The sequence below is a fragment of the Streptomyces sp. NPDC039423 genome (assembly GCF_055598725.1).
Window position 1 is genome coordinate 296929 of record NZ_JBVKAH010000006.1, and the last position, 14084, is coordinate 311012.

The following is a 14084-nucleotide window of genomic DNA, read 5'->3' on the forward strand; positions in this document are numbered from 1 at the left end:
CTCAGGTGTCCGTCAGTCGGCGACGACCAGCGACGGCGTCTCCTTCCTGAGCACCTCGCCCCGGAAGAAGGCGGGGCTGCGGCGCTGCATCACCAGCATGATCACGACGCCGAGGAGCAGCAGGCCGACGCCGATCACGAAGACCGAGCCCATGCCGAGGACGGAGGAGCCGGAGCCGTAGGCCGGGTCCCACATGTCGTACAGCGTCTTGGCGAAGACGGCGGTGAGCATCAGGCCGCCGAGGGCCGGCAGGACGCCCTTGAAGAGCGCGTCCTTGACGGAGGCCGTCAGCTCGCCGCGGAAGAACCAGACGCAGGCGAAGGCGGTCAGCGCGTAGTAGAAGCAGATCATCAGGCCGAGCGCGTAGATCGTGTCGACCAGGACGTTCTCGCTGACCAGGGTCATCACGGTGTAGAAGACGCCGGTGGCGACCCCGGCGACGACGGTGGCCAGGCCGGGGGTCTTGTACGTGGGGTGGACCTTGGTGAAGGAGTGCGGCAGGGCTTCGTACGTCGACATGGCGAGGACCGTGCGCGCCACCGGGATGAAGGTGGTCTGGAGGCTGGCGGCGGCGGAGGCGAGGACGGCGACGAAGAGGGTGACGCCCAGGACGCTGCCCATGACCGGCCCGGCGAGGGCGGCGAAGACGTTGTCGGAGGTGTCGGGGTTGGCGAGGCCGAGGCCCTGGTCGCCGGAGCCGACGACCATCTGGGCGGCGATGCCGGTGGCCAGGTAGGAGCCGACCAGCACGACCATGGTGATGAGGGCGGCGCGGCCGGGGGTCCTGGCGCTGCCGGTGGTCTCCTCGTTGGTCGCCATGCAGGCGTCCCAGCCCCAGTAGATGAAGATCGCCAGGGACAGGCCGGCGGTGAAGGCCGAGAAGGACTCGACCTCGAAGGGGTTCAGCCAGGACCAGGAGAAGTCGGCGCCGGTGGGGAAGTCGGTGCCGCCGGCCTTGGAGAAGGCCATGACCACGAAGATCGCCAGGACGGCGAGCTGGAGGCCGACCAGCGCGTACTGGACGCTCTTGGTGGCCGTCATGCCTCGGTAGCTGATGGCGGTGGCGATGGCGATGAGGGTGAGGCAGGTGAGGATGTGGACGGCCTTGTTGTCGTCCAGTGCGGCGATGTCCGGGCTGCCGCTGATCTCCCCGGCGAGGAGCCAGAAGTAGGAGGTCGCGACCCCCGCGAGGTTGGACAGGACGATGATCGTCGCGATGACCAGGCCCCAGCCGCACATCCAGCCGATCCGGGGGCCGAAGGCCTTGACGGTCCAGGTGAAGGACGTGCCGCAGTCGGGCATCGCCCGGTTGAGCTCGCGGTAGGCGAAGGCCACCAGGAGCATGGGCAGGAATCCGGCCAGGAAGACGGCCGGCATCTGGAGCCCGACCTCGCCCGCGGTGGACCCCAGCGTGGAGGTCAGGCAGTAGACGGGGGCGACCGTCGAGATGCCGATGACGGCACTGCCGACCAGTCCGACGGAGTTGCCGCCGAGCCCCTTGGTCCGTACGTCACCGGTGCCACCCGTCGCGGTGACGCCCCTTACCGTGTCTCCGGCCTGGGGCCGTGCTTCTACCTGAGTCATGCAGTGGACGTTAGGTGCTGCGGTTTCCACATCCGGAAGAAGGAACTCCGCGATCTTTTCCTTGCATTACGAGGCCACACGGGCGCCTCGGGCAAGGAATGAAAGATGCCCTCGGGCGCATGCCGACCGATTGGTAGGTCAAAACCGCACCGTCCGATATGCGGGAACCGCAGCCATGCCCATTTTGTCCGGTTCCAAATTTTCCCGCGCCGATTTCGGACGGCGCCTCAGCCGAGCAGCGCGTACACCGTCGAGGCCCGTGCGGCGGGCTCCGCCGCGCCCTCGGCGGTCATCGTGATGTCCGCGAACGCCATCCGCCTGCCCAGCTTGGTGATCCGCGCGTCCACCAGTACATCGGCACCGGTCACCGCCCGCATGAAGCTGGTCGACTGCTGCACCGTGGTCATGGGCACGAACGCCCCGCGCGCCGAGGCCACCGCGATCACCGTGGCGGTGTCGGCCGCCGCCATCAGCGCCTGCCCCGACAGCCCGCCCCCTTCCCGGGCCAGCCGCCCGTCCCAGGGCAGCCGCAGCACGGCGTGCGCCTCACCCGCCTCCACGACGGACAGCCCGAGCTCCAGCACCCAGGGCGCGAAGTTGTCGGCGAGGATCTTGTCGGCTTCGACGAGCGTGAGAGTCATGCCGCAATGCTGCCGCCCCGCCCCTCCCCCGAAACCCGTGCGGACGCCCGCCGGCCGGGCGGGAAGAGGCGGGGCGTGGGCGATGAGTCCGGGCGGCGGGCCGGGTCTGCCCCGTATGACACCCGACCCACGACGGCTGCCGGTGAGGGGATGACCACTGTCCACGTTCGAGGGACCGCCCTGGGCGTCGAGTCCTTCGGGGACGACGACGCGCCGCTCGTGCTGCTCGCGGGCGGGCCGACGATGCTCTCCTGGCCCGACGCGCTGTGCGAGCGGCTCGCCGCCGGCGGGCGCCGCGCGGTGCGCTACGACCTCCGCGACAGCGGGGAGTCCGAGGCGACGGATCCGGAGGCGCCCGCCTACACCCTGCGCGACCTCGCCGCCGACGCGGCGGCCCTCGTCGAGGCGCTCGGCGGGGGGCCGGCGCACCTCGCGGGGATCGGCGTCGGCGGGATGGTCGCCCAGGTGGCCGTGCTCGACCATCCGGGCGCGTTCTCGGCGCTCACCCTGATCGGCACCCGCCCGGTCGCCCCCGGCCCGACCGACGACGACCTCCCCGACCACGACGGCACGACGATGGGCCGGCTGTTCGCCCGTCCGGCGCCCGACTGGGCCGACCGCGAGGCGGTCGCGGAGTTCGCCGCCGCCGGCGCGGAGATCCGCGGCGACGACCCCGCCGCCGCGCGAGCGACCGCCGCGCGCGTCTGGGACCGCACGCCCGGCACCGCGCCCCCGGTGCAGCGGGCCAACCAGTTGGGCCTGGTGTTCTCCCGACTCGACTGCCGGCCCCGGTGGCGCGAGCGCCTGCCCGGGATCGCCGTCCCCACGCTCGTCGTCCACGGCCGCCGCGACCCGTTCTTCCCCGTCGGCAACGGCGAGGCGCTCGCGCGCGAGATCCCCGGGGCACGGCTGCTCGTCCTGGAGGACGCCGCCACCGCGATCCCCGGGGCGGCGGTCGGCGAGGTCGCCGGGGCGATGCTCGCGCGCGGATAGCGGAGAGCAAGTCGCCGGACGGCGGCGGGCGGCGGGCGGTCAGCGGACGGCGGATCGCGGCCGGCGGACGGCGGAGGACGGACAGCGGCCGGCGGACAGCGGACGGCGGAGAGCGGACGGCGGACCGGCGGTCAGCCGAGGTGGAAGCCGAGCGCCGTGGCGATGACGGCGGCCTGTTCGAGATCGATCCTGGCGCCGGCCGGGTCCACCGTCAGGGGGTCGAGGGAGGAGAGGTCGCTGCCCCGGAGGTCCGCGTCCTTGAGCTTGGCGCCGTGCAGCAGCGCGCCGGAGAGGTCGCACCGGAGGACGTGCGCGCCCTCCAGGCGGGCGCCGGTGAGGTCGGCCTCGCGGAGGCGGACGCCGTCGAAGCACACCTTGCGCAGGTCGGCGCCGCGGAGGCCGGCGAACGACCAGTCGCCGCCGGTGACCTCCAGGAGCCCGAACGTCGACCGCTCGAAGCGGCTGCCGACGACCTTGCACCGCTCGAAGCGCGTGTCGAAGAAGCCGCACCCGCGGAAGGAGCAGTTGGTGAACGCCGCCCCCGTGTGACGGGAGGCGTTGAAGCGCACCCCCGAGAAGACGCACTCGTCGAAGACCGCCCCCTCGTTGACGACCTCGGTGAAGTCCGTGTCGTAGAAGGTGCAGCCCGTGTACGTGGTCCCGGGGCCGAGCTCCCGGGCGTACCAGTCCTCACCGCGGACGACGAGGTCGCGTACGTCGTGTTCGTTCCCCATGCGCCCATTCAACCGGCCGCCACCGACAACGCGGCCGCTCGGCGTCAGGAGGACAGGAACTGCCCCACGCCCGTCCGCACGTCCTCGGCGTTCATCACGGGCAACAGCGTGATCTTGGCGTCGAGCTCCATGAAGAGCGGCTCGCAGACGACCGGCATCTGGGAGGGGTGCTCCAGGTCGAAGACGATGAACCCGGTGCGCATGCCGTCCACCGAGCCGAAGTACGCCGCCTCGGGCTTCACCCGCTCCAGGAAGGCGCCCAGGACCTCCTCCAGCCGGTTGGCCCTGATCGCCTCGTTGGTCTTCCCGGTGTCCATCTGGCACATCAGCATCGTGCGCATGAGCCCGCCTCTTGTCCGTCTTGTCCGTGGTGTCCGGCCTGTCCGTCATGGCGCCGTCCCGACCAGTGTTCGCGGGCCGGGGCGGACCGCGCATCCGGGCGGAGCCGTCCGGGTGGCGGGTGCAGGGGTGGCCGCGGCGAACTGACGACCCGTCAGATCACTGGTGGGCGGATCGTGTCACGACCTTGTGCAGAGCGTCACCCACTGCTGACGCAAACGCCGTCGACAAGGCAGACTGTCGGGGGCGGAACCAGCGGTACGGGCAGGGGGAGCTATGGACCGTGAAGACGGGCCGCGGGTGCCGGAGCAGCGCGCCCCGCGCGACGGCGACGGCGCGGTGGGCGGCCTGCGCTTCGGCGTGCTCGGCCCGGTGCGCGCCCGGTGCGACGGCGAACCCCTGCCGTCCGGCTCGCCGCAGCAGCGTGCCCTGCTGGCCGCCCTGTTGCTGCGCGACGGGCGCACGGCGACGGCCGCCGAGCTGATCGACGCCATCTGGGGCGACGAGCCCCCCTCCCAGGCCCTGGCCGCGGTACGGACGTACGCCTCCCGGCTGCGCAAGGTCCTCCCGCCGGGCGTCCTGGTCAGCGAGTCCGGCGGGTACGCGATCCGGGTGCGTCCCGACGCCCTGGACCTGAACGTGGCGCAGGAGCTGGCCGTCGAGGCGGAGAAGGCGCGGGCCGGCGGCGACCGGAACCGGGCGCGGGCGCTGATCGACGAGTCGCTGGGCCTGTGGGACGGCGAGCCGCTGGCGTCCGTCCCCGGCCCGTACGCCGAGACGCAGCGCGCCCGCCTGGAGGAGTGGCGGCTCGGGCTGCTGGAGACCCGGCTGGACCTGGACCTGGAGTGCGGGCACCACGCCGAGGCGGTGTCGGAGCTGACGGCCCTGACCGCCGCGCACCCGCTGCGCGAGCGGCTGCGGGAACTGCTGATGCTGGCCCTGTACCGCAGCGGGCGGCAGGCCGAGGCCCTCGCCGTGTACGCCGACACCCGCCGGCTCCTCGCCGACGAGCTGGGCGTCGACCCGCGCCCGGAGCTGGCCCGGCTCCAGCAGCGCATCCTCCGGGCGGACGCCGAGCTGGCCCGCCCGGTGGAGGCCCCGGCGCCCGCCCCGGCCGTTTCCCGTCCGGCGCAGTTGCCCGCGACCGTGCCGGACTTCACCGGGCGGGCGGCGCTCGTGCGCGAGCTGAGCGACCACCTGGACACGGCCGAGGGCTCCGTGATGGCCGTCTCGGCGCTCGCGGGCATCGGCGGGGTCGGCAAGACGACGCTCGCGGTGCACGTCGCGCACACCGCCCGCCCGCGCTTCCCGGACGGCCAGCTCTACGTGGACCTCCAGGGCGCGGGAGCACGCTCCGCGGAGCCGGAGACCGTGCTGGGCGCCTTCCTGCGGGCGCTGGGCACCCCGGACTCGTCCATCCCCGACACCCTCGACGAGCGCGCCGCGCTGTACCGCTCGACCCTGGCGGGCCGGCGGGTGCTGGTCCTGCTGGACAACGCCCGCGACGCCGCCCAGGTGCGGCCGCTGCTGCCCGGTACGGAGGGGTGCGCGGCGCTGGTCACCAGCCGGGTGCGGATGGTGGACCTGGCGGGCGCGCACCTGGTGGACCTGGATGTGATGTCGCCGGAGGAGGCGCTCCAGCTCTTCACCAAGATCGTGGGGGCCGAGCGGGTGCAGTCGGAGCGGGAGGCGGCCCTGGACGTGGTCGCCTCGTGCGGGTTCCTCCCGCTGGCGATCCGGATCGCCGCCTCCCGCCTGGCGGCGCGCCGCACCTGGACGGTGTCGGTCCTGGCGGCCAAGCTCGCCGACGAGCGGCGGCGCCTGGACGAGCTCCAGGCGGGCGACCTCGCCGTGAAGGCCACGTTCGAGCTCGGGTACGGCCAGCTCGAACCCGCGCAGGCGCGGGCGTTCCGGCTGCTGGGCCTCGCCGACGGGCCGGACATCTCCCTGGCGGCCGCGGCGGCGGTGCTGGACCTCCCGCCGCACGACGCGGAGGACCTGCTGGAGTCCCTGGTCGACACGTCGCTGCTGGAGTCGGCCGCTCCGGGCCGCTACCGCTACCACGATCTGGTCCGCCTCTACGCGCGTGCATGCGCCGCCCGGGACGAACAGCCGCCGGCGGAACGCCGGCTGGCCCTGTCCCGTCTGCTCGACTTCTATCTGTCGACGGCGACCCGGGTCTTCGCGATGGAACGGCCGGGCGACCGCCTGGTCGACCACCTGGAGCCGACCGCGTACGACGGACTGTCCTTCACCGACCGCCGGGCCGCGCTGGACTGGCTGTACACGGAGGCGAACTGCCTGCTGGCCTGCGCCCGGCAGGCGACGGGCGGTCCGGGCCTGCGTACCGCGGTGGACCTGCTGTGGGCCGCCCAGGACCTGGCGGAGTCCGGCGCGAATTCCAAGCTGTACGAGACGGCCGCGCTGACCGCCCTGGCCGCCGCCCGCGCCTCGGGCGACGCCCGGGTCGAGGCGCGCGCCCGGACGTCCATGACGAACGTGCACCTCGTCGCGGGCCGGTACGAGGAGGCGGACCGGGAGGCCGAGCAGGCCGCGCGCCTGGCCGCCGCGGCCGGGGACCCCGCTCCGGTGTACTGGGCCGACAACGACCGGGGCATCATCGCCTTCAACCAGGGCAGGCACGCGGACGCCGAGAAGCACCTGCTGCGGGGCATGGAGGGGTCCCGCGCGGACGGCAACCGCCCGGGTGAGGCCAGCGCCCTGTGCAACCTGTCGCGGCTGCACCTGTCCATGGACCGGGTGCCCCAGGCCATCGAACTGGCGCAGCAGGGCGTCGAGCTGTACGAGCGGATAGGCCACACCCTGCGGCTGGCCAACGCCCAGTACGCCCTCGGGGTCGCCCTCACGCAGGCCCGCCGGCACGCCGAGGCCCTGGAGCAACTGGCGCAGGCGCTGCACCGGTTCGAGACCAACCGGCAGCGCCTGTGGGCCGGGACGACGCACTTCCGCATCGCCCAGACGCACCTGTCCGCCCAGCGGCCGGCCAGGGCCGCCCAACACGCCGAGCAAGCCCTTGCCATCGGCTGCATCGGCGGCGACCGTATCCGGGGCAGTGTGCTGATCACCCTGGGCAAGGCGCTGGACCGGCTCGGGCAGACGGGCCGCGCGCGGGCCTGCTGGCGGGAGGCGCTGGCCCTGCACGAGCAGTCGGGGGCCGCAGAGGCGGCGGAGGCCCGGGAGCTGCTGTCGCCGCTGACCGCCGCATGACCTCCCACCAGGCCGTTCATCGATTGTTTATGCCGGCCCGGCATGCTCGTAGCAGTCGATCCGCCACATCGGGGGACCAGCGGGTCCACTAGCCTTCTGCCCGGCGACCCTCGGGGGAGTCGCCGGACAGAAGGCACGCACACACCATCAGCACCTCACGGGGGACGGATTCATGAGCGCCGAGAAGAAGCTCGAGACGAAGCGCGAAACGATCACGACACTGGGCGACCACCACACGCCGGCCCCGCCGGCCCAGGACCTCATCACCATGGGCGACCACCACACGCCCGCCCCGCCCGCCCAGGACCTCATCACGATGGGCGACCACCACACGCCCGCCCCGCCCGCCCAGGACATCGTCACCACCCAGGGCGACCACCACACGCCGGCGCCGCCGGCGAGCTGACACGGACCTTCACGACGGGGTGCGGCCGCGGCGGCGCGGAGGGGGAGCCGCCGCGGCCGCGGCACGAAACGACGGGGCACCGGACCGAACGCGGTCCGGTGCCCCTCGCGTCGCGTACCGGCTCCGGTAAGGACCGGTCAGAGCGCGTTCTTCGTCGCCGTGGAGACGACGCACTCCTTGTACTCGCTGCCGTCGCCGGTGCCGGTGTACGTCGTCGTGGCCTCGGCCTGCTGGGAGGCGCCGGCCTTGACGGTCAGCCCGGTGACGCTGGCGTACGCCGTGGCGGCGCTCGTACCGCGGAACTTCATGGTGACGTTGTACGTCTGGTCCAGCGAGCCGCTGTTGGTGACCGTGAGCCGGGCGACGAGGTTCTTGCCCGAGTCGTCCATCCGGCATTCGTCGATCTTGATGTCGCGCGAGGCCCGGTCGCTGCTGCTGGAGCCGCCGGGCACGGAGACCCCGCCCGAGCTGCCGCCGGTGCTGTCGCCGCTGCCGCCGGTGGTGCTGCCGGAGCTGCTGCTGGTGTCCGAGCCGGAGCCGCCGCTGGAGCTGCTGCTGGAACTGGAGCTGTGGCCACCGCCACAGCTTCCGCCGTGGGAGCCACGGGCTCCGGTGAGTGCGACGACGGCGATGCCGAAGACGGCGACGGCGCGGACATGGCGGAGCTTCACGTTCAACCCCCGTTGAAAGTGCGAGTGGATGCAGCCCGATCTTGACGGGCGCACGTCACCCTAGCAGCGCGGGAGGGGCCTCCCGTTCCGTCGTGTGGCGCTCCGCTCCCGCCGGGCGTAGCGTCGTGATCGAGAGCCGGACCCAGGGAGGCCGAGGATGATCCGTAACGTCGTCGGCTCGATCCTCGCTCTCGTCGGAGCGACGGCCGCCGTCTGGAGCCCCTTCCGTGCCTGGTACGACGGCCGTCCCGGACGGAACTACCCCGTCGCCGACCTCTTCGGCGGCATCGGCCAGACGAAGGCCGACCTGGCGACCTCGATCCTGCTGCCGCTGGCCGTCGCCGCGCTGGTGACCGTGATCGGAGTGGTGCTGCGGTCCCGGCTGCTGGTCCTCGTCGCGGGCGTGATCGTGCTGGGCTTCACCGTGCTGTGGATGGTCCGCCAGGGGCAGGCCGCCGGCAACCTGAGCGTGGAGTCGGACGGCTCGGGGCTCGGACAGGGCGTCGGGCTGGCGCTGGGCGGCGGCATCCTGCTGTTGCTGGGCGCCGCGCTGATGAGCGGACGCCGACGGGCCGACCGCGAGCCGTACGACACGGAAGGGCGCGGGTGGCGACGCCGCCACCGGCACGACGAGCCGTACGCCGAGCAGCACCCGGAGCCGTACACCGAGCCGTACGCCGACCCCCACGGCCGGCCGGAGCCCTACACCGAGCCCCCGGGGCAGGGACAGCCGTACGGGCAGCGGCCCTACGGGGACGGCTCCGACGAGACCCGCACCGCCGAGTACCCCCGCTACGACGAGGGCCGGTACGACGACCGGTACGACGACCGCCCCGGCCCCGACGAGCCGGGTCCCGGACAGGGCGGACCCGGCCCCGACGCCTGGCCCGGCGGACCGGACCGGCCGCGCGGGCCCCACCGCGGGCGCGGCTGAGGCACGCGCCCGGGCGACGGCACCGGCGCCTCGGCCGCTCCGGCCGGGCGACCGACCGGAGCGGGCGACCTACCGCCCGGCGCCGCCGCGGCCCGTGGCCGTGCCCTTCACCGCGTCCAGCGCGTAGACGCACCGGTCCTTGCTGCACGCGTAGACGACACCCGCCCGCGCGACCAGCGAGCCGGTGATCTCGCCGCCGGTGGTGAGCTTCCACCGGAGCTGGCCGCCGCCGGCGTCCAGGGTGTACAGCACGTGGTCGGCCGAGCCGAAGTGGAGCCGGCCGTCGGCCACGACCGGGGCACCGATGATCGGCCCGCCGGCCGGGAAGCGCCACTTCGGGGTGCCGGTCACCGCGTCCAGGGTGTAGACCGCGCTGCCGCTGCCGACGTGCACGTTGCCGTCCGCGACCAGCACGGGCTCGCTGGAGTGGCGGGACTCGGTGGCGATGCGCCAGCGGTCCTTTCCGGTCGTGGCGTCCAGCGCGTACACCGTGCCGAGGTAGTCGGCGAGGTACACCCCGCCGCCGGTGACGGCCGGGCCCGGGGCGAAGGCCGGCGGCGAGAGGAAGACCGCCGGGGCCTCGAAGTGCCAGCGCACGTGGCCGGACATGACGTCGATGGACAGCACCCGGGTGCCGGCGGCCACGTAGACGTACCCGTCCTCCGCCGGGGCGACCCGCACGGGCACCCCGCCGCAGGAGGCGGCGTCCCCGATCGGGTACGACCAGCGCTGCGTGCCGGTGCGCGCGTCGAGGGCCTGGAGCCGGGCGTCGCGCCACACGTAGACGGTGTCCCCGAACAGGGCGGGCCCGGCGTCGGGGGTCTCGAAGTCGGTCTGCGCCCCGGTGATCTCCCAGAGCCGCTCGCCGTTGGAGGCCTCCCAGCCCTGGACGCCGCCGCCGCGCGTGCCGGTGACCACGGTGCCGCGGTCGACCTTGAGCGAATACGCCCAGGCGTCGGTCTGGAGCCGCCACCGCTCGCTGCCGTCGAGGGCGTCGAGCGCGTACAGCGAGGGTCCGTCGGAGGCGTGGATGCGGCCGCCCGCCACGGCCATCGTCCAGGCCACGTCCCGGGTCTTGAACTGGCGCCGGCCGGTGCCCACGTCCAGTGCGTGGACCTCGAAGGACGTGACGTAGAGCAGGTCGCCCGAGACGACGGGCGTGCCCCAAACGTCGTTGGACATCCGGAACCGCCACGGCCGCCAGTGCCCGGGGCCCGCGGGCTCCTGGGCGCCGGAGCCGGGGGCCCCGGAGGAGCCGGACGGGGCGGAGGAGCCGGACGGGCCGGTCAGGGGCGGCCCGGTGGGGGGCGCGAGGTGCTGCGGGGGCGCCGCGGCGGACCCGGCGGGACCGGACGTGGCCGGGTCGGCGCCGTGCGGGCCGCCGGCGGGGCGGCGGATCCAGCCGGTCGTCGGTCCGGCGTCCACCGGGAAGGCGGCGCGGGTGTCGGCCACGCGGGGCCCGGGTCCGATCGGCACGGGGGCGCCGGGCAGCCGTACGGGGGCGGCGGGGGCCGCGTGCCCGGTGCGCGGGTCGCCGGTGCCGCCCCGCCAGGCCGTGTCCCGGTCGCCGCCGGGGGCGGGAGGGGGCGCGGACGGCGGCGCGGGGGGCGGGGCGGCCGGGGATGCCGGCGGGGGCGGCGGGGTGCTGGGACGGCCGCCCCGGCGGGTCTCGATCATGGCGGTGGCGCGGGCCGGCAGCCACGCCGACGCCGTACCGCTGTCGTCGCTGCCCGAGAACAGGTGCGGTGCGAGCTGCGCCTGGAGGTCGGCCGGCGAGGGCCGCAGTCCCGCCTCCATCTGCATGCACGACTCGATGAGCGGCCGCAGTTCGTCGGGCAGCCCCTCCAGGTCCGGGCCCTCGCGCAGCAGCATGAAGACCGTCTCGACCGGGTTCGCCCCGTGGTAGGGGGCGTGTCCGGTGGCGGCGAAGACCAGGGTGGAGCCGAGCGAGAAGACATCGCTCGCGCCGGTGACGCTGCGGGAGTCCTTCGCCTGTTCGGGTGACATGTAGGCGGGCGTGCCCACGGCGACGTTGGTCATCGTCAGCCGGGTGTTGGAGACGCCGGACGCGATGCCGAAGTCGATGACGCGCGGCCCGTCCTCGACGACGAGGACGTTGGACGGCTTCAGGTCGCGGTGGACCAGGCCGGCGCCGTGGATGGACTGGAGCGCCTCGGCGATCCCGGCGGCGAGCCAGCGCACCGCCTGGGCCGGCAGGGGCCCGCACTCATTCACTATTTCCTCGAGCGAGGGCGCCGGGACGTACGCGGTGGCCAGCCACGGCACCGCGGCCCGCGGGTCGGCGTCGACCACGGCCGCCGTGTAGAAGCCGGACACCGCCCGTGCGGCCTCCACCTCGCGCGTGAAGCGGACGCGGAACAGCTGGTCCTCGGCGAGCTCGGTCCGCACCGTCTTGATCGCCACGCGCCGCCCGGACGCCGATCGCGCGAGATAGACCAGGCCCATGCCTCCGGCACCGAGCCGGCCCAGCACCTCGAACGGGCCGATCCGTCTCGGGTCGTGCTGCGTCAGCTGCTCCACTTGCCTGCCACCTCCCCGTCGGGGCCATGAGAGTACGGCCCCGTGCCCCCTGATTCTTCCTGTCCGGGGCGGTGGTTGCGAACCCGGGGGCGGATCGGGGTGTCTCACCTCGTTCCGGACACCGCCGTGAGGGTTCTCAGGCGGCCTTCGGCTCCGCCAGCACGGCGAAGACGGCGCCCTGGTCGTCGGCGATCAGGGCGATCCGGCCGTACGGGGTGTCGAAGGGGTCCTCGGTGACCCGGCCGCCGAGCCGGGTGGCCAGGGCGGCGGTGTCGTCGCAGTCCTCGACGGCGAAATAGGTGAGGAAGTGGGCGGGCATCGCGGCCGGGAAGGCGTCGGTGATCACACTGCGTCCCCCGATGGCCGTATCGTCGCCGGCCCGGGTGCCGGCGGGCGACCAGACGCGGAAGTCGATGGAGGCGTCGTCGAGGTCGCGCACCTGGAAGCCGAAGACGGTCTCGTAGAAGGCGTCCACGGTGTCCTTGTCCCTCGTGTAGACCTCGGTCCAGCAGAAGGAGCCGGGTTCGCCCTGCTTCTCGAAGCCGGGGTGGTCGCCGGGCTCCCAGAGTCCGAAGACGGCGCCGCCGGGGTCCACGGCCTGGGCCATGGTGCCGAAGGAGCCGATGGGCATGGGGTCCATCACCATCTGGCCGCCAGCCTCACGGATGCGGCGGGTGGTGGCGGCGGCGTCGGGGGTGGCGAAGTAGACGCCCCAGACGGTGGGCATGCGGCCGTCCCGCTTGGGCGCGAGACCGGCGACCCGCTTTCCCTCGCTGAAGGCGTTGGTGTAGTTGCCGTAGGCCTCGCCGCCCTCGTCGAACGTCCAGCCGAACAGCTCTCCGTAGAAACGCTTGCCGGCTTCGAGGTCGGGGAGCATCGCATCCGCCCAGCACGGCGTGCCCTCTGTGAACGCGGCCATGGACCTGATCCCTTTCCGTGTACGGGCGGGGCGTGTAGTGCCCGTCACGGTCACGCTAAGGGTGCCGGGCGTCCGCCGCAGGGGAGAATTCCCCGGATATGGGTCGCCCATCCCGGTTCGCGGGGGTTCGCCGGCCGCCGCCGGGGAGTCCCCGGCCCGTGCTCCGGCGGTTGCCCGCCGCCGTCCCCGTGCGTTGTCCACCGAAGTTTTCCACAGGCTGTTCATAAGCCTATCGGGGTGGCGCGGGGATCCCGAGGTGGCCGAAAACCGCCCATTCGCCCCGGGCGCGGATCCGCGCCCGGGTGGCCGTCGAGGCCCGTACGGGCCTGGTGCGCGGGGCCCCGGCGGCCGCCGCACGGAGGGCCGTCACCCCATTTGCAGTCGGCCGAATCGCGCGCCGATCACCCGTCGGTAAGCTGACGGCATGACAGGACAAGTACGCACCGTCGACGGCCGCGTGGCCGGTCGACGCGGACAGGCGACGCGGCAGAAGCTGCTCGACTGCCTCAGCGAGATGCTCAGCTCCTCGCCGTACCGGGACGTCAAAGTCATCGACGTGGCCCGGAAGGCGGGTACTTCCCCGGCGACGTTCTACCAGTACTTCCCGGACGTCGAGGGCGCGGTCCTCGAGATCGCGGAGGAAATGGCCAAAGAGGGCGCCGGTTTGACCGAACTGGTATCCGGCCGGAATTGGGTCGGCAAGGCGGCCTGGCAGACCTCGGAGGAACTGGTCGAGGGATTCCTCGACTTCTGGCGGAAGAACGATGCCATCCTCCGTGTGATCGACCTGGGCGCCGCGGAGGGCGACAAGCGCTTCTACAAGATCCGGATGAAGATCCTGAACTCCGTCACCAACTCCCTGACGGACGCGGTGAAGGAGCTCCAGGCGAAGAACAAGGTCGACAAGGACGTCAACCCGGCGGCGATGGCGGGCTCACTGGTCGCCATGCTGGCGGCGGTCGCCGGCCACCAGAAGGGTTTCCAGGCCTGGGGCGTCAAGCAGGCCGAACTCAAGCCCCATCTCGCCCTGTTGGTCCATCTCGGCATCACGGGCAAGAAACCGACCCGATAACGCCCCACCCCCGTACGTCCTG

The 14084-nt window shown here is 73.4% G+C and carries 12 protein-coding genes; 5 read left to right on the top strand and 7 right to left on the bottom strand.

The window, feature by feature from the left end; translation table 11 throughout:
• Nucleotides 1-12: 12 nt before the first annotated feature.
• Both ACZ7LK_RS21120 and ACZ7LK_RS21125 read right to left on the bottom strand, forming a co-directional pair.
• Nucleotides 13-1584, bottom strand: coding sequence for an APC family permease (locus ACZ7LK_RS21120; protein WP_471142590.1), 1572 nt, complete (start codon nt 1582-1584; stop codon nt 13-15).
• A 227-nt stretch (nt 1585-1811) separates the two neighbouring features.
• The gene (locus tag ACZ7LK_RS21125; protein WP_471142593.1) at nt 1812-2225 is read right to left on the bottom strand and encodes a PaaI family thioesterase; all 414 of its coding nucleotides are present in this window, start codon (nt 2223-2225) and stop codon (nt 1812-1814) included.
• Between the two features lie 150 nt (nt 2226-2375).
• Between ACZ7LK_RS21125 and ACZ7LK_RS21130 the strand changes: the two genes are divergently transcribed.
• Nucleotides 2376-3218, top strand: coding sequence for an alpha/beta fold hydrolase (locus tag ACZ7LK_RS21130; protein WP_471142596.1), 843 nt, complete (start codon nt 2376-2378; stop codon nt 3216-3218).
• Nucleotides 3219-3349: 131 nt separating this feature from the next.
• On the opposite strand, the gene ACZ7LK_RS21135 is transcribed toward ACZ7LK_RS21130, so the two are convergent.
• Both ACZ7LK_RS21135 and ACZ7LK_RS21140 read right to left on the bottom strand, forming a co-directional pair.
• A complete protein-coding gene (locus tag ACZ7LK_RS21135; protein WP_392275086.1) occupies nt 3350-3952 on the bottom strand; it encodes a pentapeptide repeat-containing protein in 603 nt (200 codons plus the stop codon).
• A 44-nt stretch (nt 3953-3996) separates the two neighbouring features.
• Nucleotides 3997-4293: a hypothetical protein gene (locus tag ACZ7LK_RS21140; RefSeq protein ID WP_392275085.1), complete on the bottom strand. Its 297-nt coding sequence runs from the start codon at nt 4291-4293 to the stop codon at nt 3997-3999.
• Nucleotides 4294-4567: 274 nt separating this feature from the next.
• On the opposite strand from ACZ7LK_RS21140, the gene afsR reads away from it, so the two are divergent.
• Both afsR and ACZ7LK_RS21150 read left to right on the top strand, forming a co-directional pair.
• Nucleotides 4568-7519 carry an SARP-family global regulator AfsR gene (gene afsR / locus ACZ7LK_RS21145; RefSeq protein ID WP_392275084.1) on the top strand — a complete coding sequence of 984 codons (2952 nt, stop codon included), beginning with the start codon at nt 4568-4570 and terminating at the stop codon, nt 7517-7519.
• Nucleotides 7520-7691: 172 nt separating this feature from the next.
• Complete coding sequence (locus tag ACZ7LK_RS21150; protein WP_392275083.1) at nt 7692-7925, top strand: sigma-like protein; 234 nt, start codon at nt 7692-7694, stop codon at nt 7923-7925.
• A gap of 137 nt (nt 7926-8062) precedes the next feature.
• Here ACZ7LK_RS21150 and ACZ7LK_RS21155 read toward each other — a convergent pair whose 3' ends face one another.
• Nucleotides 8063-8596: a hypothetical protein gene (locus tag ACZ7LK_RS21155; RefSeq protein WP_469461186.1), complete on the bottom strand. Its 534-nt coding sequence runs from the start codon at nt 8594-8596 to the stop codon at nt 8063-8065.
• Between the two features lie 157 nt (nt 8597-8753).
• Here ACZ7LK_RS21155 and ACZ7LK_RS21160 point away from each other — a divergent pair, with 157 nt between their 5' ends.
• Nucleotides 8754-9530 carry a hypothetical protein gene (locus tag ACZ7LK_RS21160; protein ID WP_469461184.1) on the top strand — a complete coding sequence of 259 codons (777 nt, stop codon included), beginning with the start codon at nt 8754-8756 and terminating at the stop codon, nt 9528-9530.
• Between the two features lie 69 nt (nt 9531-9599).
• On the opposite strand, the gene afsK is transcribed toward ACZ7LK_RS21160, so the two are convergent.
• Together afsK and kbpA are read right to left on the bottom strand one after the other, a co-directional pair.
• Nucleotides 9600-12071, bottom strand: coding sequence for a protein serine/threonine kinase AfsK (gene afsK / locus ACZ7LK_RS21165; RefSeq protein WP_471142602.1), 2472 nt, complete (start codon nt 12069-12071; stop codon nt 9600-9602).
• A gap of 136 nt (nt 12072-12207) precedes the next feature.
• Nucleotides 12208-12990, bottom strand: coding sequence for an AfsK-binding protein KbpA (gene kbpA, locus ACZ7LK_RS21170; protein WP_469461180.1), 783 nt, complete (start codon nt 12988-12990; stop codon nt 12208-12210).
• 424 nt (nt 12991-13414) lie between these two features.
• Between kbpA and ACZ7LK_RS21175 the strand changes: the two genes are divergently transcribed.
• Nucleotides 13415-14062 carry a TetR family transcriptional regulator gene (locus tag ACZ7LK_RS21175; protein WP_392275077.1) on the top strand — a complete coding sequence of 216 codons (648 nt, stop codon included), beginning with the start codon at nt 13415-13417 and terminating at the stop codon, nt 14060-14062.
• The last annotated feature ends 22 nt before the right edge of the window (nt 14063-14084 follow it).